We start from the raw sequence: 21,460 nt of genomic DNA, 5'->3' as shown, positions 1-21,460 counted from the left end.
AGACGACGATGAGACTCGAGTTTTCAATTTATCGCTACAATCCAGACGTCGACGACAAACCGCGTATGCAGGATTACACGCTGGAATCGGAAGATGGTCGTGACATGATGCTGCTGGATGCGCTGATCCGCCTGAAAGAGAAAGATCCGACCCTGGCGTTCCGTCGCTCCTGCCGTGAAGGTGTCTGCGGCTCTGACGGCCTCAACATGAACGGTAAAAACGGTCTGGCCTGCATCACGCCGGTATCGGCACTGGGCAACGGAAAACAGAAAATTGTTATCCGTCCGCTGCCGGGCTTACCGGTCGTGCGTGACCTGGTAGTAGACATGAGCCAGTTTTATGCACAATATGAGAAAATTAAGCCTTTCCTGTTGAATAATGGGGAAAATCCGCCAGCACGTGAACATCTGCAGTCACCGGATGAGCGTGAACATCTGGATGGCCTGTACGAATGTATTCTCTGTGCCTGCTGCTCAACCTCCTGCCCGTCGTTCTGGTGGAATCCGGAGAAGTTCATTGGTCCAGCCGGTCTGCTGGCCGCATACCGCTTCCTGATTGACAGCCGCGACACTGAAACCGAGTCGCGCCTCGACAATCTGAATGATGCTTTCAGCGTATTCCGCTGTCACAGCATTATGAACTGTGTGAGCGTATGCCCGAAAGGGCTGAACCCGACGCGCGCCATCGGCCATATCAAGTCGATGCTGCTGCAGCGCGGTGCATGATGTGTACTTGCCGGGAACCTCAGGTTCCCGGTGTTTTACGGAAGCCTCTGTAAGCGCGGTGATGACCACGTTTACAAAGGTTCCCTTACGGGCCACGCGCGCTGCGCAGAGTGCTCGTATCGCTGAACTCACTACGGCAAACCGCGAAAGCGGCAACAAATGAAACCTCAAAAAAGCATAGCAATGCTTAAGGGATCACAATGCAGAACAGCGCGATGAAACCCTGGCTGGACTCTTCCTGGCTGGCCGGCGCGAATCAGTCTTACATAGAGCAGCTCTATGAGGATTTCCTGACCGATCCTGACTCTGTCGATGCAGTGTGGCGCTCGATGTTCCAGCAGTTACCGGGCACCGGAATGAAACCTGAGCAGTTTCACTCCACCACACGTGAGTACTTCCGTCGCCTGGCGAAAGACGCATCTCGTTACACCTCATCTCTCTCCGATCCGGAAACCAACTCCAAGCAAGTGAAAGTGTTGCAGCTGATTAACGCGTTCCGTTTTCGCGGTCATCAGCACGCCAACCTCGATCCGCTTGGCCTGTGGAAACAGGACCGGGTGGCCGATCTTGATCCCGCTTTTCACGATCTGACCGAGGCCGATTTTCAGGAAAGCTTTAACGTCGGCTCTTTTGCCATCGGCAAAGAGACCATGAAGCTGGCCGATCTCTTCGAGGCGCTGACTCAGACTTACTGCGGCTCGATTGGTGCGGAATATATGCACATCAACAACACCGATGAGAAACGCTGGATCCAGCAGCGTCTTGAGTCCGTGGCGGGCCGTGCAGCGTTCAGCAGCGAAGAGAAAAAAGGTTTCCTGAAAGAGCTGACCGCCGCAGAAGGGCTGGAGAAATATCTGGGAGCGAAATTCCCGGGTGCGAAACGCTTCTCGCTGGAAGGTGGCGACGCGCTGATTCCGATGCTGCGCGAAATGATCCGTCATGCCGGTAAGAGCGGAACCCGTGAAGTGGTGCTGGGTATGGCGCACCGCGGCCGTCTCAACGTGCTGATCAACGTGCTGGGTAAAAAGCCGCAGGATCTGTTCGACGAGTTCGCCGGTAAGCACAAAGAGCATCTGGGCACCGGTGACGTGAAGTACCACATGGGCTTCTCCTCTGACGTGGAAACGGAAGGCGGCCTGGTGCATCTGGCGCTGGCGTTTAACCCGTCGCATCTGGAGATCGTCAGCCCGGTGGTGATGGGCTCGGTTCGCGCCCGTCTCGATCGTCTCGATGAGCCAGCCAGCAATAAAGTTTTACCGATCACCATTCACGGTGATGCGGCCGTCATTGGTCAGGGCGTGGTTCAGGAAACCCTGAACATGTCTCAGGCGCGCGGTTATGAAGTGGGTGGCACGGTTCGCATCGTGATCAACAACCAGGTGGGCTTTACCACCTCTAACCCGAAAGATGCGCGCTCTACGCCATACTGCACCGACATCGGCAAAATGGTGCTGGCGCCGATTTTCCACGTCAACGCTGACGACCCGGAAGCGGTGGCCTTTGTTACCCGTCTGGCACTCGACTACCGCAACACCTTTAAGCGTGATGTGTTTATCGACCTGGTCTGCTATCGCCGTCATGGTCACAACGAGGCGGATGAGCCAAGCGCGACCCAGCCGCTGATGTACCAGAAAATCAAAAAACACCCGACGCCACGCAAAATCTACGCCGATCGTCTGGAAGGTGAAGCCGTTGCCACGCAGGAAGATGCGACCGAGATGGTCAATCTTTACCGTGACGCGCTGGATGCGGGCGAGTGTGTGGTGCCGGAATGGCGTCCGATGAGCCTGCACTCTTTTACCTGGTCACCTTACCTGAACCATGAGTGGGATGAGCCTTATCCGGCGCAGGTTGAGCTGAAACGTCTGAAGGAGCTGGCGCTGCGTATCAGCCAGGTGCCTGAAGAGGTGGAAGTTCAGTCGCGTGTCGCCAAGATCTACAACGACCGTCGCCTGATGGCCGAAGGTGAAAAAGCCTTCGACTGGGGCGGAGCAGAGAACCTGGCCTACGCCACACTGGTCGATGAAGGCATTCCGGTGCGCCTGTCGGGCGAAGATACCGGTCGCGGCACCTTCTTCCACCGTCACGCTGTCATTCATAACCAGGCGAACGGCTCCACCTACACCCCGCTGCACCATGTGCACAGTGGTCAGGGCCAGTTTAAAGTCTGGGACTCCGTGCTGTCCGAAGAGGCGGTGCTGGCCTTTGAATATGGCTACGCAACGGCTGAACCGCGCATCCTGACTATCTGGGAAGCGCAGTTTGGTGACTTCGCCAACGGCGCACAGGTGGTTATCGATCAGTTCATCAGCTCCGGTGAGCAGAAATGGGGCCGCATGTGTGGTCTGGTGATGCTGCTGCCGCACGGCTATGAAGGTCAGGGGCCAGAGCACTCCTCTGCGCGTCTGGAGCGTTATCTGCAACTCTGCGCTGAGCAGAACATGCAGGTCTGCGTGCCTTCAACCCCGGCGCAGGTTTACCACATGCTGCGTCGTCAGGCGCTGCGCGGTATGCGTCGTCCGCTGATTGTGATGTCACCGAAATCACTGCTGCGTCATCCGCTGGCGATCTCGACGCTGGATGAACTGGCAAACGGCAGTTTCCAGCCGGCGATCGGTGAAATTGACGATCTCGATCCGCAGGGCGTGAAACGCGTCGTGCTCTGTTCCGGTAAAGTCTATTACGACCTGCTGGAGCAGCGTCGTAAAAACGAGCAGACCGATGTGGCCATCGTGCGCATCGAGCAGCTCTATCCTTTCCCGCATCAGGCGGTACAGGAAGCATTAAAAGCGTATTCTCACGTGCAGGATTTTGTCTGGTGTCAGGAAGAGCCGCTGAATCAGGGCGCCTGGTATTGCAGCCAGCATCACTTCCGTGAAGTTGTGCCGTTTGGCGCGACCTTACGTTATGCAGGCCGCCCGGCATCCGCCTCACCGGCCGTGGGTTACATGTCCGTACACCAACAACAGCAGCAAGACCTGGTTAATGACGCGCTGAACGTTAATTAATTAAAAGGAAAGATAATGAGTAGCGTAGATATTCTCGTTCCCGACCTGCCTGAATCGGTTGCCGATGCCTCAGTGGCAACCTGGCACAAAAAACCAGGCGATGCCGTCACTCGCGATGAAGTGCTGGTTGAAATCGAAACCGACAAAGTGGTGCTGGAAGTGCCTGCGGCGGCTGACGGTATCCTGGAAGCCGTGCTGGAAGAAGAGGGCGCCACCGTCACTTCACGCCAGATCCTGGGCCGCCTGAAAGAGGGCAACAGCGCCGGTAAAGAGACCAGCGCGAAGTCTGAAAGCAAAGAGTCGACTCCGGCTCAGCGTCAGACCGCGTCGCTGGAAGAAGAGAGCAACGATGCGCTCAGCCCGGCTATTCGCCGTCTGATTGCTGAGCACAACCTGGATGCCTCGCAGATCAAAGGCAGCGGTGTGGGCGGACGTCTGACCCGTGAAGATGTTGAAAAACATCTTGCCAGCAAGCCGCAGGATACCAAAGCTGCCGCACCGGCCGCTGAAGCCGCTGCCGCGCCGCAGCCGATCGCGAATCGCAGCGAAAAACGCGTGCCGATGACCCGTCTGCGTAAGCGTGTTGCTGAGCGTCTGCTGGAAGCGAAAAACAGCACCGCGATGCTGACCACCTTCAACGAAATCAACATGAAGCCCATCATGGATCTGCGCAAGCAGTATGGTGAGGCTTTTGAGAAGCGTCACGGTGTGCGTCTGGGCTTCATGTCCTTCTACCTGAAAGCGGTCGTTGAAGCGCTGAAACGCTATCCGGAAGTGAACGCCTCTATCGATGGCGAAGATGTGGTTTACCACAACTACTTCGACGTCAGCATTGCGGTCTCCACGCCGCGCGGTCTGGTGACACCAGTGCTGCGTGACGTCGATGCGCTGAGCATGGCGGACATCGAGAAGAAAATTAAAGAGCTGGCCGTGAAAGGCCGTGACGGTAAGCTGACGGTTGAGGATCTGACCGGCGGTAACTTTACCATCACCAACGGCGGCGTCTTTGGTTCACTCATGTCTACGCCGATCATCAACCCACCGCAGAGCGCCATTCTGGGCATGCACGCTATCAAAGATCGCCCGATGGCGGTCAATGGTCAGGTTGTGGTGCTGCCAATGATGTATCTGGCGCTCTCCTACGACCACCGCCTGATCGATGGCCGTGAATCTGTGGGTTATCTGGTTGCAGTGAAAGAGATGCTGGAAGATCCAGCACGTCTGCTGCTGGATGTCTGATTTTCACCGGGCGCACCTTCGCGTGCGCCCAACCTCATTACTCTTTTCAGACCTGAATGGATAGAACATCATGAACTTACACGAATACCAGGCGAAACAGCTGTTTGCACGGTATGGCATGCCGGCACCAACGGGTTACGCCTGTACTACACCACGTGAAGCGGAAGAAGCAGCCTCTAAAATTGGCGCAGGCCCGTGGGTAGTTAAATGTCAGGTTCATGCCGGTGGCCGCGGTAAAGCGGGCGGTGTGAAAGTGGTTAACAGCAAAGAAGATATCCGTGCTTTTGCTGAGAACTGGCTGGGCAAACGCCTGGTGACCTATCAGACAGATGCGAACGGCCAGCCGGTTAACCAGATTCTGGTTGAAGCCGCGACCGACATCGACCAGGAACTCTACCTGGGCGCGGTGGTGGATCGTGCTACCCGTCGTGTGATTTTCATGGCCTCAACCGAAGGCGGCGTGGAAATCGAAAAAGTAGCGGAAGAGACTCCGCATCTGATCCACAAAATGGCGCTGGATCCGCTGACCGGTCCGCAGCCGTACCAGGGCCGCGAGCTGGCATTCAAACTCGGCCTGACCGGTAAGCTGGTCGGCCAGTTCACCAAGATCTTTATGGGTCTGGCGACACTGTTCCTGGAGCGCGATCTGGCGATGGTGGAGATCAACCCGCTGGTGATCACTAAGCAGGGCGACCTGATCTGCCTGGATGGCAAACTGGGTGCCGATGGCAATGCCCTGTTCCGCCAGCCAGAGCTGCGCGAAATGCGCGATCCAAGCCAGGAAGATCCCCGTGAAGCGCACGCGACACAGTGGGAACTGAACTATGTTGCGCTGGAAGGCAACATCGGCTGTATGGTTAACGGCGCAGGTCTGGCGATGGGCACCATGGACATCGTTAAGCACCACGGCGGCCAGCCAGCAAACTTCCTTGATGTCGGCGGCGGCGCAACCAAAGAGCGCGTAACCGAAGCCTTCAAAATCATCCTCTCTGACGATGCGGTGAAAGCCGTCTTCGTTAACATCTTCGGCGGTATCGTACGCTGTGACCTGATTGCCGACGGCATCATCGGCGCAGTCGCTGAAGTGGGTGTGAACGTGCCAGTGGTGGTACGTCTGGAAGGTAACAACGCCGAGCTGGGCGCCCAGAAACTGGCGGACAGCGGTCTGAACATCATTGCAGCAACCAGCCTGACAGACGCCGCACAGCGTGTTGTTGCTGCCGCGGAGGGTAAATAATGTCCATTCTGATCGACAAAAACACCAAAGTCATTTGCCAGGGTTTCACCGGTGGCCAGGGGACTTTCCATTCTGAACAGGCGCTGGCCTACGGTACCCAACTGGTTGGCGGCGTCACGCCAGGCAAAGGCGGCACGACTCACCTCGGCCTGCCGGTGTTCAACACCGTGCGTGAAGCGGTAGAAGCGACCGGCGCAACGGCAACCGTGATCTACGTTCCGGCACCGTTCTGCAAAGATGGCATCCTGGAAGCGATTGAAGCGGGCATCAAACTGATCATCACCATCACCGAAGGTATCCCGACGCTGGATATGCTGACCGTGAAGGTGAAGCTGGATGAAGCGGGCGTGCGGATGATCGGTCCAAACTGCCCGGGTGTCATCACCCCAGGCGAATGCAAAATCGGCATCATGCCGGGCCACATTCACCAGCCGGGCCGCGTGGGTATCGTCTCACGTTCCGGTACGCTGACCTATGAAGCGGTTAAGCAGACCACCGATATCGGTTACGGCCAGTCGACCTGTGTGGGTATCGGCGGTGACCCGATCCCGGGATCTAACTTCATCGACATCCTGAAACTGTTCCAGGATGACCCGCAGACGGAAGCGATCGTGATGATCGGCGAGATCGGCGGCAGCGCAGAAGAAGAAGCGGCAGCCTTCATCAAAGAGCACGTGACCAAGCCTGTCGTGGGTTACATCGCGGGTGTGACGGCGCCTAAAGGCAAACGTATGGGCCATGCGGGCGCCATCATTGCCGGTGGTAAAGGCACCGCTGATGAGAAGTTTGCGGCGCTGGAAGCGGCAGGCGTGAAGACCGTTCGCAGTCTGGCGGACATCGGTGACGCCGTGAAAGCAGTATTACCGGCTAAATAAGCCAGCGTCATCTGAGACTCAGCCACCTTCGGGTGGCTTTTTTTTTGCGATTAATCCGGGGGAGAGGGCCGTCAGCGGGAAGGGAAACAGGCTGCATGATAATGGCGTCCGGGCGCCTGCCAGGTTAATAAATAATGGCAAACGTGATCTATTTTCTCACTCCTGATTTAAGTAATGACATCTTATTAACAAGAATCCTACCTGACCATATCTGGAAACTTATTGCGTTATTCCAGATCAATTAATCACGATTTATATCCAACTATTTCTCTGGCAAAGCGCAACGCTAAGGGCGTAAATTGCGCTGCATCAATCCAGCCTTTTACACACATTTTCAAACGTCTGCTCAACCCGGGATGACACCCGCTTTTCTCCTGTTAAAGCACGCGTTAATGAAAGCGCGGATTGACAATTCAGAGCTGCTGCATGCGTGACTGACCTGTCCCGGCAGCTTACAGGCCGGGTCTGCGGGTAATAAAAAAAACTGGAATCAATAAACAGTCGTTCCTGACCCCGATTACGTTCGCGATTCGCGCGCGTAATCGAGAGAAAGCGAGGAGTCCTTATGTTAGATATCGTCGAGCTGTCGCGATTACAGTTTGCCTTAACGGCGATGTACCATTTTCTGTTCGTCCCTTTAACGCTGGGTATGGCGTTTCTGCTGGCGATTATGGAAACGGTCTATGTGCTGAGCGGCAAACAGATTTATAAAGATATGACGAAGTTCTGGGGCAAGTTATTTGGTATTAACTTTGCGCTGGGTGTGGCCACCGGACTGACGATGGAATTTCAGTTCGGCACTAACTGGTCCTATTACTCTCACTACGTCGGCGATATCTTCGGTGCGCCGCTCGCCATTGAAGGTCTGATGGCGTTCTTCCTGGAATCGACCTTTGTCGGCCTGTTCTTCTTTGGCTGGGATCGGCTGGGTAAAGTGCAGCACATGGCGGTCACCTGGCTGGTGGCGCTGGGATCGAACATGTCGGCGCTCTGGATTCTGGTCGCCAACGGCTGGATGCAGAACCCGATCGCCTCTGAATTTAACTTCGAAACCATGCGTATGGAGATGGTCAGCTTCTCGCAGCTGGTGCTGAACCCGGTCGCGCAGGTCAAATTCGTGCACACCGTGGCGGCGGGTTATACCACCGGTGCGATGTTTATTCTCGGCATCAGCGCGTGGTACATGCTGAAAGGGCGTGATCTCGCCTTTGCAAAACGCTCGTTCGCCATTGCCGCCAGTTTTGGTATGGCGGCGGTGCTGTCAGTGATCCTGCTGGGCGATGAGTCCGGCTATGAAATGGGTGACGTGCAGAAAACCAAACTCGCCGCGATTGAAGCCGAGTGGGAGACCCAGCCGGCACCGGCTTCATTTACGCTGTTTGGCCTGCCGGATCAGGCGACTCAGGAGAACCGCTATGCGATTCAGATCCCCTGGCTGCTGGGCCTGATCGCCACCCGATCCACCGATACGCCCGTCACCGGCCTGAAAGATCTGATGGCACAGCATGAGGTGCGCATCCGCAACGGCATGAAGGCCTACACCCTGCTGAATGAGCTGCGCAGCGGCAGCCAGGATCCGGCAGTACGTGACGCCTTTAACAGTCACAAACAGGATCTCGGCTACGGTCTGCTGCTGAAACGCTATACCGACAACGTGGCGGATGCGACGGACGCGCAGATCAGGCAGGCGACGCAGGATTCCATCCCGCGTGTGGCACCACTTTACTTCGCGTTTCGCATCATGGTGCTCTGCGGCGTGCTGCTGCTGGCCATCATCACGCTTTCCTTCTGGAGCGTGATACGCAATCGCATCGGTAAGAACCGCGGGTTGCTGAAAGCGGCACTGCTGGGGATTCCGCTGCCGTGGATTGCGGTGGAATCAGGCTGGTTTGTCGCGGAGTATGGCCGTCAGCCCTGGGCCATCGGTGAAATTCTGCCGACGGCGGTGGCTAACTCCTCCCTGACCACAGGCGATCTGCTGTTCTCAATGATTCTGATCTGTGGCCTCTACACCCTGTTCCTGGTGGCTGAAATGTACCTGATGTTCAAATTCGCCCGCCTCGGGCCGAGCAGTCTGAAAACCGGGCGTTATCACCACGAGCAGATCACGGCAACCCCTCAGCCGGTACAGGGATAAGGAGAGCGACCATGTTTGATTACGAAGTTCTGCGCTTTGTCTGGTGGCTGTTGATTGGCGTGCTGCTGATCGGCTTTGCCGTCGCCGATGGTTTCGATATGGGCGTCGGTATGCTGACACGCATTCTGGGACGCTCCGATACCGAACGTCGCATCATGATTAACACCATCGCCCCGCACTGGGACGGCAACCAGGTCTGGCTGATCACCGCCGGAGGGGCGCTGTTTGCCGCCTGGCCGATGGTCTACGCAGCCGCCTTTTCGGGCTTCTATGTGGCGATGATCCTCGTGCTTGCGTCGCTCTTCTTCCGTCCGGTCGGTTTCGACTACCGCTCAAAGATTGAAGACAACCGCTGGCGCGGTGCCTGGGACTGGGGCATTTTCATTGGCAGTTTTGTCCCGCCGCTGGTGATTGGCGTGGCGTTTGGCAACCTGTTACAGGGCGTGCCGTTCCATGCCGACGAGTATCTGCGTCTGTTCTACACCGGTAACTTCTTCCAGCTGCTGAATCCATTTGGTCTGCTGGCGGGTGTGGTCAGTGTGGCGATGATTCTGGCGCAGGGTGCGACCTATCTGCAGATGCGCACCACCGGTGAACTGCATCTGCGTTCACGCACCGCCGCACAGCTTGCCGCGCTGGTGATGATGGTCTGCTTCATCCTTGCAGGTGTCTGGGTGAAATATGGCATTGATGGCTATGTGGTGACCAGCCCTCTGGATCACTTCGCCGCCTCCAACCCGCTGGGTAAAACCGTAGTGCGCGAAGCGGGAGCCTGGCTTGTGAATTTCCAGCAGCATCCTGTGCTGTGGCTATTCCCGCTGCTGGGTGTGCTTCTGCCGCTGCTGACCATCTTCTGCTCACGGGTGGAGAAGGGGGCCTGGGCGTTCCTGTTCTCCTCGCTGACGCTGGCCTGCGTCATCATGACGGCGGGTATTGCGATGTTCCCGTTCATCATGCCGTCCAGCACCGTGCCGGGCACCAGCCTGACGATGTGGGACGCCACGTCCAGCCTGCTGACCCTGCAAACCATGACCATTGCCGCCGTTATCTTTGTGCCGATCATTCTCGCCTACACCACCTGGTGCTACTGGAAGATGTTTGGTCGTATCACCAAAGAGCATATTGAAAGCAACAGTCACTCACTCTACTGATTAAGGAGATGTCGCATGTGGTATTTTGCCTGGATTCTCGGCACTCTGCTGGCCTGTGCCTTTGGTATCATCACCGCGCTGGCGATTGAGCACATTGAAGCGCAGGATGAGTCTCACTGATGCGAACGCTGATTCGGATGCTGTATGATCTGATGGATAAGGGCCCGTTACGGGCCCTCTCTCTGCTGCTGGCACTGCTGACGGCGGGCGGGGTGATGTGGGATCCTGCACGCTTTGCCAATCAGGCAGGGGAGTTACCTGCGCTGCAGGCGCTGGTGCTGATCTGGGCGGTCTGCTGCGGGGTGATCCACGGCGTGGGTTTCCGGCCACGAAAAACCCGATGGCAGGCGCTGTTTACGCCGTTACCCGCCGTAGTGGTGTTAATGATTGCCCTTTACCGTTTTTACGTTTAGCCCCCGCCTTACCGGCGCTGTCAGTGAATATTTGTCAGCGTACGGTCAATAAATCTCCCTGAAATCGTTCCGTTTGTTACGGAGCGATAATTATTTTCGCCTGGCTCTGGCGACCCATTCCCAACCCCAATTCTCTTGCGTATAGTAGCATCGTTTAAAACGAGGCCGGGATGTAGAGTGAGTACAACGCTGTTTCGCTGGCCGGTTCGGGTCTACTACGAAGACACTGATGCCGGTGGTGTGGTTTATCACGCCAGCTATATCGCTTTTTATGAACGAGCACGTACCGAGATGTTGCGACAGCACCATTTCAATCAGCAGACGCTGTTAGAGCAGCAGGTCGCTTTTGTGGTACGACGTATGACAGTGGACTACCTGTCGGCGGCGCGTCTTGATGACCTTCTGGAGATCCAGAGTGAAGTGACATCAATGACACGGGCCACGATGACGTTCACGCAGCGTATCGTGAATACTGAAGGCAAAGTGCTCAATGAGGCAGAAGTCCTGATTGCCTGCATTAACCCACATCTGATGAAGCCGATTGCGCTTCCCAAGTCTATTGTCGCGGAGTTCAAGCAGTGACTGACATGAACATTCTTGATTTGTTCCTGAAGGCGAGCCTTCTGGTCAAACTTATCATGTTGATTTTGATCGGCTTTTCTATTGCCTCCTGGGCCATCATTATTCAGCGCACACGTATTCTGAATGCGGCCGGAAGAGAAGCGGAGGCGTTTGAAGACAAGTTCTGGTCGGGTATCGAACTTTCGCGTCTCTACCAGGAGAGTCAGGAGCGTCGGGACGAACTGGCTGGTTCTGAGCAGATTTTCTACGCCGGCTTTAAAGAGTTTGCCCGTCTGCATCGCGCCAATAATCATGCGCCGGAAGCGGTCATTGATGGCGCCAGCCGTGCGATGCGCATCTCGCTGAACCGCGAGCTGGAAACGCTGGAAAACCACATTCCTTTCCTCGGCACCGTCGGTTCAATCAGCCCCTACATCGGGCTGTTCGGCACCGTCTGGGGGATCATGCACGCCTTTATCGCGCTGGGCGCGGTGAAGCAGGCGACGCTGCAGATGGTGGCGCCAGGTATTGCTGAAGCACTGATTGCGACCGCGATCGGTCTGTTTGCCGCGATTCCGGCGGTGATGGCGTACAACCGCCTGAACCAGCGCGTCAACAAACTGGAGCAGGGCTACGACAACTTTATGGAAGAGTTCACGGCCATCCTGCATCGCCAGGCTTTCTCCAGCGATAACGCTAAGTAAACAGAGGTTAATGATGGCCAGAGTACGTGGTCGCAAACACCGCGACCTGAAGTCGGAAATCAACATCGTTCCGCTGCTGGACGTCCTGCTGGTGCTGTTGCTCATCTTCATGGCAACCGCACCCATTATTACCCAGAGCGTGGAAGTGGATCTGCCGGATGCGACCGACTCTAAAACCGTCTCCAGCGACGACAATCCGCCGGTGATTGTCGAGGTGGCGGGCGTGGGTCAGTACAGCCTGGTGGTGGATCACGATCGCATGGATCAGCTTCCGCCCGAGCAGGTGATCAGCGAAGCGCAGCGTCGACTGGAAGCGAATCCTAAGACGGTCTTTTTGATCGGGGGCGCGAAAGAGGTGCCTTACGATGAAATTATTAAAGCGCTCAACCTGCTGCACCAGGCGGGTGTTAAATCTGTCGGTTTGATGACGCAGCCGATTTAAAATCGAACCGTTTTTTGGGAACCGAGTGTGTCGAAGGCAACCGAGCAAAACGAGAAGTTAAAGCGCGCGATAATCATTTCGGTGATTCTGCATATCGTGCTGATCGCGCTGCTGGTATGGAGCTCGTTTAATGAGCATGTTGACCCCAGCAGTGCGGGTGGCGGCGGCAGTGATATCGATGCGGTGATGGTCGATCCCGGCGCCGTCGTCAGCCAGTATAACCGTCAGCAGAACCAGCAGAGCGACAGCCAGCGTGCTGAGCAGCAGCGTAAAAAGCAGGCGCAGCAGCAGGCTGAAGAGCTGCAGGAGAAGCAGGCCGCCGAACAGCAGCGTCTGAAAGCGCTGGAAAAAGAGCGCTTAGCTGCGCAGGAAGCGGCAAAAGAAGAGGCTAAACAGCAGGCTGAGCAGCAGAAAGCGGCCGAACAGGCCGCTAAACAGGCGGCTGAGCAGCAGAAAACCGCTGAAGCGGCAGCCGCAAAAGCGAAGGCTGAAGCTAAAGCGCAGGCGGATGCCCAGGCGAAAGCCGCGGCTGAGCAGGCGAAACAGGCTGCTGCCGAAGCAAAGAAGCAGGCTGATCAGCAGGCGAAAGCCGCTGCGGCGGCGGCGGCAAAAGAGAAAGCCGTCGCCGAAGCGAAGGCAAAGTCTGACGCGGAGGCCAAAGCGGCAGCGGAAGCTAAAGTGAAAGCGGCTGCCGAGGCCAAAGCGAAAGCGGCTGAAGAGGCGAAAGAGAAAGCCGCAGAAGCCAAAGAAAAAGCCGCAGAAGCAGCGAAAGAGAAAGCGGCGGAAGCCGCAAAAGCCAAAGCGGAAGCCGCGAAAGAGGCGGCTAAAGAAGCGGCGAAAGAGAAAGCGGAAGCCGCGGCCAAAGCGAAAGCCGATGCGGCAGCGAAAGCCAAAGCGGACGCGGCTGCCAAAGCGAAAGCCGATGCCGCCGCGAAGGCCAAAGCCGACGCGAAAGCGAAAGCTGCCGCCGATGCGGCCAACGACAGCGATGTCGACGATCTGCTGGGTGGACTGGCTTCCGGTAAAAATGCACCGAAAAGCGGGGCCGCTGGCGGCGGCGCAGCAGGGCAGGGAAACCAGAAGAAAGCGGGTGCGTCAGGCGCGGAAATCAACTCCTACATGGGGCAGGTGGTCAGTGCGATTCAAAGCCGCTTCTATGATGCCGATCTGTATCGCGGAAAAACCTGTGATTTGCGGATTAAACTTGCGCCGGATGGCCTGTTGATTGATGTTAAGTCAGAAGGTGGGGACCCCGCGCTCTGTCAGGCCGCGATTACCGCCGCCCGACAGGCACGTATTCCGAAGCCGCCTTCCCAGGCGGTCTACGAAGTGTTTAAGAACGCCCCTATGCGTTTTAAACCGCAATAATGCAGTAACGGGCGGCAAGTTGATCTATGTTTAGCTTGCCGTACTTAAGTTCTACTCGTGGTTTCCAGGAACAGTGCCAATTATCGTGGACTGAGGTTCAGATAAGGGAGATAAAATGAAGCAAGCTCTTCGCGTTACGTTAGGCTTTTTTATCCTGCTGTGGGCAGCCATGCTGCATGCAGAAGTTCGAATTGAGATTACCCAGGGCGTCAACACCGCACGCCCGATTGGCGTTGTGCCATTTAAATGGACGGGTGCAGGTGCCGCGCCGGAAGATATCGGCGGCATCGTGGCCGCTGACCTGCGCAACAGCGGCAAATTTAATCCGCTGGATCGCTCACGTCTGCCTCAGCAGCCTGGCAGCGCACAGGAAGTTCAGCCTGCGGCCTGGAGCGCCCTGGGCATCGACGCGGTTGTGGTCGGTCAGGTCGCCGCTAACCCGGATGGCAGCTATCAGGTTTCTTACCAGCTGGTCGATACCGGTGGTGCACCGGGAACCGTGCTGGCGCAGAACACCTATAAAGTCACCAAACAGTGGCTGCGTTATGCCGGTCACACCGCCAGTGATGAAACCTTCGAGAAGCTGACCGGCATCAAGGGCGCTTTCCGTACCCGTATCGCCTATGTCGTGCAGACCAACGGCGGCCAGTTCCCGTATGAGCTGCGCGTAGCGGATTATGATGGTTACAACCAGTTTGTGGTTCATCGTTCACCACAGCCTCTGATGTCGCCAGCCTGGTCTCCGGATGGCAGCAAAGTGGCTTACGTGACCTTTGAAAGCGGCAAGTCTGCACTGGTGGTTCAGACGCTGTCGAACGGTGCTATCCGTCAGGTCGCCTCGTACCCGCGTCACAACGGTGCCCCGGCGTTCTCACCGGATGGCTCTAAGCTGGCTTTCGCGCTCTCTAAAACCGGCAGCCTGAACCTCTATGTGATGGATCTGGCTTCAGGTCAGACGCGTCAGGTCACCGATGGCCGTTATAACAGTACAGAACCGACCTGGTTCCCGGACAGCCAGACGCTGGCTTATACCTCGGATCAGGCGGGTGCACCTCAGATTTATAAAGTAGGCATTAATGGCGGCGCGCCACAACGTATTACCTGGGAAGGCGGTCAGAACCAGGATGCGGATGTCGCAACCGATGGCAAATCCATGGTGATGATCAGCACCAGCGGTGGATCACAGCACGTCGCCAAACAGGATCTGGAAACGGGAGCCGTTCAAACGTTAACGGACACGTTCCTGGATGAAACGCCGAGCCTGGCACCAAACGGCACAATGGTAATCTATAGCTCTACTCAGGGGATGGGTTCCGTGCTGCAGTTGGTTTCAACCGACGGCCGTTTCAAAGCGCGTCTTCCGGCAACCGATGGACAGGTCAAATTTCCTGCCTGGTCGCCGTATCTGTAATGTCTGATCGATCAGACATCGCAAACAATAAACAATAATGGGATTTTTGAAATGCAACTGAACAAAATGCTGAAGGGTTTGATGCTGGCTCTGCCGGTTCTGGCAGTAGCGGCTTGTAGCTCACACAAAAACAACAACAATGACCAGACTGGCATGGGCGCTGATGGCGCTTACGGTGCAAACTCTGGCATGAACGGCAACGGCGGCAACATGTCTTCTGACGAGCAGGCGCGTCTGCAGATGCAGCAGCTGCAGCAGAACAACATCGTGTACTTCGGTCTGGACAAGTATGACGTTCAGTCTGATTACGCACAGATGCTGGATCAGCATGCTTCCTTCCTGCGCAGCAACCCATCCTACAAAGTGACCATCGAAGGTCACGCGGATGAGCGCGGTACGCCGGAATACAACATCGCCCTGGGCGAACGTCGTGCTAACGCAGTTAAAATGTACCTGCAGGGCAAAGGCGTGTCAGCTGATCAGATGTCTATCGTTTCTTACGGTAAAGAGAAGCCAGCCGTTCTGGGTCATGACGAAGCAGCGTATGCTAAAAACCGTCGTGCCGTACTGGTCTACTAAGAGAATCACATGGTTAGTAACTTCAGACGTCATCTGTTGAGTCTGTCGTTACTGATTGGCGTAGCGGCCCCCTGGGCCGCTAATGCCCAAGCGTCAATCAGTAGCGTTGGCTCCGGCTCGGTCGAAGACCGTGTCACCACTCTCGAACGAATCTCTAATGCCCAGGCGCAGCTGATGCAGCAATTGCAGCAGCAGATGAGCGACAATCAGCGTGATATCGACGCGCTGCGTGGGCAAATCCAGCAAAATACGTATCAGTTGAATCAGGTGGTTGAGCGCCAGAAGCAGCTCTACCAGCAGATCGACAGCCTGAGCAGCGCCAGCAGCAGCGGCGGCCAGCAGGCGGCGGGCGGTGATGCCGCAGCCGATACCGGTGCAGCAGCCAGCACAGGCGGAGCGGCATCAACGGAGAGCGCACCTGCGCAGACCGGTGACGCCAACAGCGATTACAATGCGGCTGTGGCGCTGATTCTGGAAAAGAAACAGTATGATCAGGCGATCAGTGCGCTTCAGGCGTGGGTAAAGCGTTACCCCGATTCGACCTATCAGCCCAACGCCAACTACTGGCTGGGGCAGCTGAACTACAACAAAGGCAAAAAGGACGACGCGGCTTATTATTACGCCACGGTGGTGAAAAACTATCCGAAGTCGCCGAAAGCCGCAGAGGCGTTGCTAAAGGTGGGTGTGATCATGCAGGAGAAGAAAGACACGGCGAAAGCCAAAGCGGTCTTCCAGCAGGTGATCAAACTTTATCCTGATAGCGAATCTGCAAAACAGGCGCAAAAACGTCTGTCAGGTCTGTAATCGGTACGGTTCAGGCCAGATATCGTGTGATTTCTGGTCTTGCCGTATGAAAGGTAAGCAACTGAAGCATTTGGCAGAAATAAGAGTTGCGCTACCCCGCTAAATCAGTAATATATGCCGCCGTTGCCGGGACACAATGCAAAGTGTCTGGCAAGCCTGAAGATGGGTCGTTAGCTCAGTTGGTAGAGCAGTTGACTTTTAATCAATTGGTCGCAGGTTCGAATCCTGCACGACCCACCATCTTCTCTCAGTCGCGCATCAGTGCGACGCGCGAAGAAGAGTTCAGGATTGCTTCACAACCTAAGATGGGTCGTTAGCTCAGTTGGTAGAGCAGTTGACTTTTAATCAATTGGTCGCAGGTTCGAATCCTGCACGACCCACCATCTTACTTCAGCCGCCTGGCGAGCTGAACGGTTGTAAGCCCCCAGCGGGTCGTTAGCTCAGTTGGTAGAGCAGTTGACTTTTAATCAATTGGTCGCAGGTTCGAATCCTGCACGACCCACCAATTAAGAAAGAAGCGCCCTCAGGGCGCTTTTTTCGTTTCCAGGGTACGGACTTTACGGTGCGGGACGCTTTCCTTCTCTGACCGCACTACTGGCGCGGGCTGCTTCTGCATGATGAGGAGAGCAGGCCTGAATCCGCCGTTACGCCTTTTTCTTCGCTTTCGCCACTGCCAGGCTCTCCCAGATATGCATCACCGCATAGCTGCGCCAGGGACGCCAGGATTGCGAGCGTGCTTCTGCTTCCCTGGATGACATCCCGCCCAGGTTATTCCGGATGGCGATATCCTCTTTGGGAAAGGCATCCGGCCAGCGCAGGGCGCGCATCGCGATGTAGTGGGCGGTCCAGGGACCGATGCCAGGCAGGCTGATCAGCTTTTTGATCACTTCGTCAGGCGGTTGAGCGGCACTGAGGCGCAGATCCCCGCTGGCGCAGGCTTCAGCGAAGGCGATAATGGCGCGTGAGCGCGCGGCGCTGACAATGCCCATCGGCGCAACCTCGTCGACCGTCAGGCCCGCGATACGTGCCGGCGGCGCGGCGTAGCGGGTCAGGTCGGCAAACGGCGTTTCACAGGGCTCGCCAAAGGCGGCGGCAAAGCGGCTGCTGACGGTGGTGGCGGCTTTGACCGTCACCTGCTGACCGATGATCGCGCGCACGCCCAGCTCGAAGGCGTCAAAAGCCCCCGGAACACGCAGGCCCGGGTGGGCGATCAGACTGGGCGCCAGCAGCGGATCCTGTGACAGACAGGCGGCGATACGCTGCGGCTGAGCATCAAGATCGAACAGGTCGCGCAGGCGGCGCAGCAGCAGAGGCAGAACCGGCGTCAGCGAGGTGGAGAGCGTCACCTGCAGCGCATTCTTCTGCGGCAGATGCGCGACACTGACCCAGCCCCGATAGCGGCCCATCGCCACCGTGCGTCGCCAGGTGCCATCCTCCACCGCTTCGACCTCTTTCATCAGGTGAGTCTGTAAAAACCAGAGCATCGCTGCCCAGTCGTAGGGCGGGCGATAGGCGAGCCGCAGCGTCACGCGGTCACCGGGCTGCGTGCGCCCGTCACCCGCCTCGTTCCGGCGCAGGGCGCCTGGCGTCATGCGATAGCGCACCTGAAACACATCATTAAATCGGCGCAGGCTGCCAAAACCGCTGGCATAGGCGATCTCCGTAATCGGCAGTTGCGTCTCCGTCAGCAGCTGCTTCGCCAGCAGCATCCGTCGCGTCTGCCTCAGCTCAAGCGGTGAGACCCCCAGCTCCTGCTGCACGATACGCCGCAGCTGACGCAGGCTTAAACCGAACTCAGTGGCAATCGCCTCCAGCCCTTCGCGCTCCTCCAGCATTCCCTCTTCGATGCGCTGAATCAGCCGTTCCGCCACGCGGTGCGGCTGATCCACCGGCGCATTGCCCGGCGCCAGTTCAGGCCGGCAGCGCAGGCAGGGACGAAAGCGCGCTTTTTCGGCGGCTTCGGCGCTGCTGAAAAAGAGGCAGTTCTTCTGCATCGGCGCTTTGACCGGGCAGATCGGACGACAATAGATACCGGTTGAGGTCACCCCAACAAAAAATACGCCGTCAAAACGGGTATCACGGGAGGTCAGCGCCTGATAGGCAATGTCGGGATTAAGCATGGTATTTCTCCGGTAAATATGCGGAGCCTACACCGGTGATTCCCGGCAGACTGGCTGTTTTCGGACAACACATCAGTTTATCGCCATGACCGAAAACAGCCAGTCAGGCTGAGGAAAAGTGCGATAATACGTATCGAAACCGTGACGGGAGAATCACCATGTATTACTTCAAATTGACTGTTACCCCGGTGGGCGAACTGAAACTGGTGGCCAGCGAGCGCGGCCTGGCGGGTATTTTGTGGGAGAACGACGATCCTCATCGCACCCGCTTTTTACCGCAGACGCGCGATGACGACCATCCCATTCTGGTCGAAACGGCACGTCAGCTCGGCGAGTACTTTGCCGGTGCGCGACGCGGCTTTGAACTGCCGCTCGATTTTGCCGGCACTGACTTTCAGAAAAAAGTCTGGCAGGCACTGGTGGCGATCCCGTTTGGTGAAACGCGCAACTACAGCCAGATTGCCCGCGAGATCGGGCATCCGCTGGCGGTGCGTGCGGTTGGCGCGGCCAACGGTCGCAATCCGCTTTCGATTGTCGCGCCGTGTCACCGGGTCATAGGGGCCAACGGCAAGCTGACCGGGTTTGCCGGTGGGCTGACGGTTAAAGCGTTTCTGCTGGCGCTGGAAACGTCACAACCCCTGCCGCAGCCGGGCGAACAAGGCGCACAGGGTTGGGCTGGTGGTGCGGTCATGCAGGCCGATTAAAAAATCACACGACACAGTCGGGCTTTTCCGCTATCGTGTTTAGCATATAAAACACGACGGCGGATTCAACGCCATATTTCGCCTCTTCTGGCGATTTTCGTTAATTAGATAAAACGAGAGCTGTGTCATGAGTGTGATGTTCGATCCTGAAAGCACCGTTTACCCCTTTCCCCCTAAACCCGCCCGCCTGAGTGACGACGAGAAGGCGTTTTATCGTGAGAAAATCAAAACCCTGCTGAAGGCGCGAAATGCCGTGATGGTCGCGCACTACTACACCGACCCGGAAATTCAGGCGCTGGCCGAAGAGACCGGCGGCTGTATCTCCGACTCACTGGAGATGGCCCGTTTCGGCAGCAGCCATCCGGCGACCACGCTGCTGGTGGCGGGCGTACGCTTTATGGGGGAGACCGCCAAAATCCTCAGTCCTGAGAAAACTGTCCTGATGCCGACACTGCAGGCGGAGTGCTCGCTGGATCTGGGCTGTCCGATTGAGGAGTTCAACGCCTTCTGCGACGCCCATCCCGATCGCACCGTGGTGGTCTACGCCAACACCTCGGCGGCGGTAAAAGCGCGCGCTGACTGGGTCGTCACCTCCAGCATTGCGGTTGAGCTGATTGAGCACCTCGACAGCCTGGGCGAGAAAATTATCTGGGCACCGGATCGTCACCTCGGCCGCTACGTCACGCAGAAATCGGGTGCCGATGTGCTGTGCTGGCAGGGCGCCTGCATTGTCCATGATGAGTTCAAGACTCAGGCGCTGCAGCGCATGAAAGCGCTCTATCCCGATGCGGCGGTGCTGGTTCATCCCGAGTCGCCGCAGGCGATTGTGGATCTGGCCGACGCGGTGGGTTCGACCAGCCAGCTGATTCAGGCCGCCAAATCCCTGCCGCATCCGCAGATGATTGTGGCCACCGATCGTGGCATCTTCTACAAAATGCAGCAGGCGGTGCCGGGCAAAGAGCTGCTGGAAGCGCCGACAGCCGGGGAGGGCGCCACCTGCCGCAGCTGCGCGCACTGTCCGTGGATGGCGATGAACGGTCTCAAAGCCATCGCAGACGCGCTGGAGACGGGCTGCGCGGAACGTGAGATTCAGGTGGACGAGACGCTTCGAGAGGCGGCGTTACTGCCCCTGAATCGCATGCTATCCTTTGCAGCGGAACTTAAACTCAACGTGAAGGGAAACGCCTAGCCGTTTTCCTGACAGGTGCTCTGCATGGACTTTTTCAGCACGCATAATATTCTGGTTCACATTCCTCTGGGTGCAGGCGGCTACGATCTCTCATGGATTGAGGCTATCGGCACCCTGGCGGGCTTACTCTGCATCTGGTTTGCCAGCCTGGAAAAAATCATCAACTACCCCTTTGGCCTGATTAACGTCACGCTGTTTGCGGTGATTTTCTTTCAGATTCAGCTCTACGCCAGCCTGCTGCTGCAGCTCTTCTTTTTTGCCGCCAATATTTACGGCTGGTACGCCTGGAGCCGGCAGACCAGCGATCATCAGGCGGCGCTGAAGATTCGCTGGCTGCCGCTGCCGAAAGCGATCGCCTGGGCGGTGAGCTGCGTCGTCGCGATTGCGCTGATGACGCTCTACATTGACCCGGTGTTTGCCATGCTGACCCGTGCGGCGGTGACGCTGATGAACGCGATTGGCCTGTCGGTGGCGATGCCGGTATTGCAGCCGGATGCCTTCCCGTTCTGGGACGCCTGCATGATGGTGCTGTCGATTGCGGCGATGATCCTGATGACGCGCAAATATGTTGAGAACTGGCTGCTGTGGGTGATCATTAACGTCATCAGCGTCATGATTTTTGCCCGTCAGGGGGTCTATGCGATGTCGCTGGAGTATATGATTCTGACCCTGATTGCGCTTAATGGCTCACGCATGTGGATCCGCAGTGCCCGGGAGCAGGGGTCACGCGCACTGTCGGCGCAGCAGACAGGCCAGTAAGGGGCGGTCACAGCGCGCGGTAACCAGGTTACCG

20 protein-coding genes and 3 tRNA genes are annotated in these 21,460 nt (G+C 57.0%); 22 read left to right on the top strand and 1 reads right to left on the bottom strand.

All coding sequences use genetic code 11. The features are described 5' to 3' along the window. The first annotated feature begins 8 nt into the window (after window positions 1-8). The 19 genes from CKF42_RS05560 (at window position 9) to CKF42_RS05470 (ending at window position 17,159) form a co-directional block, all read left to right on the top strand. Window positions 9-725 (top strand): succinate dehydrogenase iron-sulfur subunit, encoded by a 717-nt coding sequence (locus CKF42_RS05560; protein ID WP_009091413.1) that lies wholly within the window; start codon window positions 9-11, stop codon window positions 723-725. A gap of 200 nt (window positions 726-925) precedes the next feature. Continuing rightward, window positions 926-3,733: a 2-oxoglutarate dehydrogenase E1 component gene (gene sucA, locus CKF42_RS05555; protein WP_046101427.1), complete on the top strand. Its 2,808-nt coding sequence runs from the start codon at window positions 926-928 to the stop codon at window positions 3,731-3,733. 15 nt (window positions 3,734-3,748) lie between these two features. Then, on the top strand, window positions 3,749-4,972 hold the full coding sequence (odhB, locus tag CKF42_RS05550) for a 2-oxoglutarate dehydrogenase complex dihydrolipoyllysine-residue succinyltransferase (protein ID WP_009091410.1): 1,224 nt from the start codon (window positions 3,749-3,751) through the stop codon (window positions 4,970-4,972). Between the two features lie 70 nt (window positions 4,973-5,042). Further along, complete coding sequence (sucC, locus tag CKF42_RS05545) at window positions 5,043-6,209, top strand: ADP-forming succinate--CoA ligase subunit beta (protein WP_009091408.1); 1,167 nt, start codon at window positions 5,043-5,045, stop codon at window positions 6,207-6,209. Then, window positions 6,209-7,084: a succinate--CoA ligase subunit alpha gene (sucD, locus tag CKF42_RS05540; RefSeq protein WP_009091407.1), complete on the top strand. Its 876-nt coding sequence runs from the start codon at window positions 6,209-6,211 to the stop codon at window positions 7,082-7,084. Before sucC ends, sucD begins: the two co-directional genes overlap by 1 nt. 565 nt (window positions 7,085-7,649) lie before the next feature. Continuing rightward, window positions 7,650-9,221, top strand: coding sequence for a cytochrome ubiquinol oxidase subunit I (cydA, locus tag CKF42_RS05535; protein WP_058956301.1), 1,572 nt, complete (start codon window positions 7,650-7,652; stop codon window positions 9,219-9,221). Between the two features lie 11 nt (window positions 9,222-9,232). Next, entirely contained in the window at window positions 9,233-10,372 is a 1,140-nt protein-coding gene (gene cydB, locus CKF42_RS05530; protein ID WP_046101429.1) for a cytochrome d ubiquinol oxidase subunit II, read from the top strand. A gap of 15 nt (window positions 10,373-10,387) precedes the next feature. Continuing rightward, window positions 10,388-10,492 carry a cytochrome bd-I oxidase subunit CydX gene (gene cydX, locus CKF42_RS05525; RefSeq protein ID WP_009091402.1) on the top strand — a complete coding sequence of 35 codons (105 nt, stop codon included), beginning with the start codon at window positions 10,388-10,390 and terminating at the stop codon, window positions 10,490-10,492. Beyond that, window positions 10,492-10,785: a cyd operon protein YbgE gene (ybgE, locus tag CKF42_RS05520; RefSeq protein ID WP_111207730.1), complete on the top strand. Its 294-nt coding sequence runs from the start codon at window positions 10,492-10,494 to the stop codon at window positions 10,783-10,785. The genes cydX and ybgE overlap by 1 nt, the downstream gene beginning before the upstream one ends. Window positions 10,786-10,962: 177 nt before the next feature. Further along, window positions 10,963-11,367: a tol-pal system-associated acyl-CoA thioesterase gene (gene ybgC, locus CKF42_RS05515; RefSeq protein ID WP_009091398.1), complete on the top strand. Its 405-nt coding sequence runs from the start codon at window positions 10,963-10,965 to the stop codon at window positions 11,365-11,367. Further along, a complete protein-coding gene (gene tolQ, locus CKF42_RS05510; protein ID WP_009091396.1) occupies window positions 11,364-12,050 on the top strand; it encodes a Tol-Pal system protein TolQ in 687 nt (228 codons plus the stop codon). Before ybgC ends, tolQ begins: the two co-directional genes overlap by 4 nt. 13 nt (window positions 12,051-12,063) lie before the next feature. After that, window positions 12,064-12,492 (top strand): colicin uptake protein TolR, encoded by a 429-nt coding sequence (gene tolR / locus CKF42_RS05505; protein ID WP_009091394.1) that lies wholly within the window; start codon window positions 12,064-12,066, stop codon window positions 12,490-12,492. 27 nt (window positions 12,493-12,519) lie between these two features. Further along, complete coding sequence (tolA, locus tag CKF42_RS05500) at window positions 12,520-13,860, top strand: cell envelope integrity protein TolA (RefSeq protein WP_009091391.1); 1,341 nt, start codon at window positions 12,520-12,522, stop codon at window positions 13,858-13,860. 115 nt (window positions 13,861-13,975) lie between these two features. Next, window positions 13,976-15,271, top strand: coding sequence for a Tol-Pal system beta propeller repeat protein TolB (gene tolB, locus CKF42_RS05495; protein WP_046101431.1), 1,296 nt, complete (start codon window positions 13,976-13,978; stop codon window positions 15,269-15,271). Window positions 15,272-15,322: 51 nt separating this feature from the next. Then, complete coding sequence (pal, locus tag CKF42_RS05490; protein WP_009091388.1) at window positions 15,323-15,850, top strand: peptidoglycan-associated lipoprotein Pal; 528 nt, start codon at window positions 15,323-15,325, stop codon at window positions 15,848-15,850. A 9-nt stretch (window positions 15,851-15,859) separates the two neighbouring features. Next, window positions 15,860-16,654, top strand: coding sequence for a cell division protein CpoB (gene cpoB / locus CKF42_RS05485; RefSeq protein WP_111207729.1), 795 nt, complete (start codon window positions 15,860-15,862; stop codon window positions 16,652-16,654). 164 nt (window positions 16,655-16,818) lie between these two features. Beyond that, window positions 16,819-16,894, top strand: a tRNA-Lys gene (locus tag CKF42_RS05480). 67 nt (window positions 16,895-16,961) lie between these two features. Continuing rightward, window positions 16,962-17,037: transfer RNA gene (locus tag CKF42_RS05475), tRNA-Lys, on the top strand. 46 nt (window positions 17,038-17,083) lie between these two features. Continuing rightward, a tRNA-Lys gene (locus tag CKF42_RS05470) sits at window positions 17,084-17,159 on the top strand. Between the two features lie 139 nt (window positions 17,160-17,298). Here the strand turns inward: CKF42_RS05470 and CKF42_RS05465 are convergent. Then, the gene (locus CKF42_RS05465; RefSeq protein WP_111207728.1) at window positions 17,299-18,774 is read right to left on the bottom strand and encodes an AlkA N-terminal domain-containing protein; all 1,476 of its coding nucleotides are present in this window, start codon (window positions 18,772-18,774) and stop codon (window positions 17,299-17,301) included. A 158-nt stretch (window positions 18,775-18,932) separates the two neighbouring features. On the opposite strand from CKF42_RS05465, the gene CKF42_RS05460 reads away from it, so the two are divergent. From CKF42_RS05460 to pnuC, 3 genes are all read left to right on the top strand, one after another. Next, window positions 18,933-19,478: a methylated-DNA--[protein]-cysteine S-methyltransferase gene (locus tag CKF42_RS05460; RefSeq protein WP_111207727.1), complete on the top strand. Its 546-nt coding sequence runs from the start codon at window positions 18,933-18,935 to the stop codon at window positions 19,476-19,478. A gap of 127 nt (window positions 19,479-19,605) precedes the next feature. Beyond that, window positions 19,606-20,667 (top strand): quinolinate synthase NadA, encoded by a 1,062-nt coding sequence (gene nadA / locus CKF42_RS05455; RefSeq protein WP_111207726.1) that lies wholly within the window; start codon window positions 19,606-19,608, stop codon window positions 20,665-20,667. A gap of 24 nt (window positions 20,668-20,691) precedes the next feature. Beyond that, the gene (pnuC, locus tag CKF42_RS05450) at window positions 20,692-21,426 is read left to right on the top strand and encodes a nicotinamide riboside transporter PnuC (protein ID WP_111207725.1); all 735 of its coding nucleotides are present in this window, start codon (window positions 20,692-20,694) and stop codon (window positions 21,424-21,426) included. Window positions 21,427-21,460 lie beyond the last annotated feature (34 nt).

This window comes from Pantoea sp. ARC270 (assembly GCF_003236725.1).
Taxonomy (GTDB): Bacteria; Pseudomonadota; Gammaproteobacteria; order Enterobacterales; family Enterobacteriaceae; genus Pantoea; species Pantoea anthophila.
The sequence above is the reverse complement of the archived record's forward strand: the minus strand, read 5'-3'. Positions and strand labels throughout refer to the sequence as shown.

Bases quoted from the DNA above. Each gene is read 5' to 3' on its own strand.
- sucD (WP_009091407.1), top strand. From the start codon at position 6,209: ATGTCCATTCTGATCGACAAAAACACCAAAGTCATTTGCCAGGGTTTC.
- CKF42_RS05465 (WP_111207728.1), bottom strand. From the start codon at position 18,774: ATGCTTAATCCCGACATTGCCTATCAGGCGCTGACCTCCCGTGATACC.
- pal (WP_009091388.1), top strand. From the start codon at position 15,323: ATGCAACTGAACAAAATGCTGAAGGGTTTGATGCTGGCTCTGCCGGTT.
- CKF42_RS05560 (WP_009091413.1), top strand. From the start codon at position 9: ATGAGACTCGAGTTTTCAATTTATCGCTACAATCCAGACGTCGACGAC.
- sucA (WP_046101427.1), top strand. From the start codon at position 926: ATGCAGAACAGCGCGATGAAACCCTGGCTGGACTCTTCCTGGCTGGCC.
- cydX (WP_009091402.1), top strand. From the start codon at position 10,388: ATGTGGTATTTTGCCTGGATTCTCGGCACTCTGCTGGCCTGTGCCTTT.
- pnuC (WP_111207725.1), top strand. From the start codon at position 20,692: ATGGACTTTTTCAGCACGCATAATATTCTGGTTCACATTCCTCTGGGT.
- cpoB (WP_111207729.1), top strand. From the start codon at position 15,860: ATGGTTAGTAACTTCAGACGTCATCTGTTGAGTCTGTCGTTACTGATT.
- sucC (WP_009091408.1), top strand. From the start codon at position 5,043: ATGAACTTACACGAATACCAGGCGAAACAGCTGTTTGCACGGTATGGC.
- cydA (WP_058956301.1), top strand. From the start codon at position 7,650: ATGTTAGATATCGTCGAGCTGTCGCGATTACAGTTTGCCTTAACGGCG.
- ybgE (WP_111207730.1), top strand. From the start codon at position 10,492: ATGCGAACGCTGATTCGGATGCTGTATGATCTGATGGATAAGGGCCCG.
- tolB (WP_046101431.1), top strand. From the start codon at position 13,976: ATGAAGCAAGCTCTTCGCGTTACGTTAGGCTTTTTTATCCTGCTGTGG.
- CKF42_RS05460 (WP_111207727.1), top strand. From the start codon at position 18,933: ATGTATTACTTCAAATTGACTGTTACCCCGGTGGGCGAACTGAAACTG.
- nadA (WP_111207726.1), top strand. From the start codon at position 19,606: ATGAGTGTGATGTTCGATCCTGAAAGCACCGTTTACCCCTTTCCCCCT.
- odhB (WP_009091410.1), top strand. From the start codon at position 3,749: ATGAGTAGCGTAGATATTCTCGTTCCCGACCTGCCTGAATCGGTTGCC.
- cydB (WP_046101429.1), top strand. From the start codon at position 9,233: ATGTTTGATTACGAAGTTCTGCGCTTTGTCTGGTGGCTGTTGATTGGC.
- tolR (WP_009091394.1), top strand. From the start codon at position 12,064: ATGGCCAGAGTACGTGGTCGCAAACACCGCGACCTGAAGTCGGAAATC.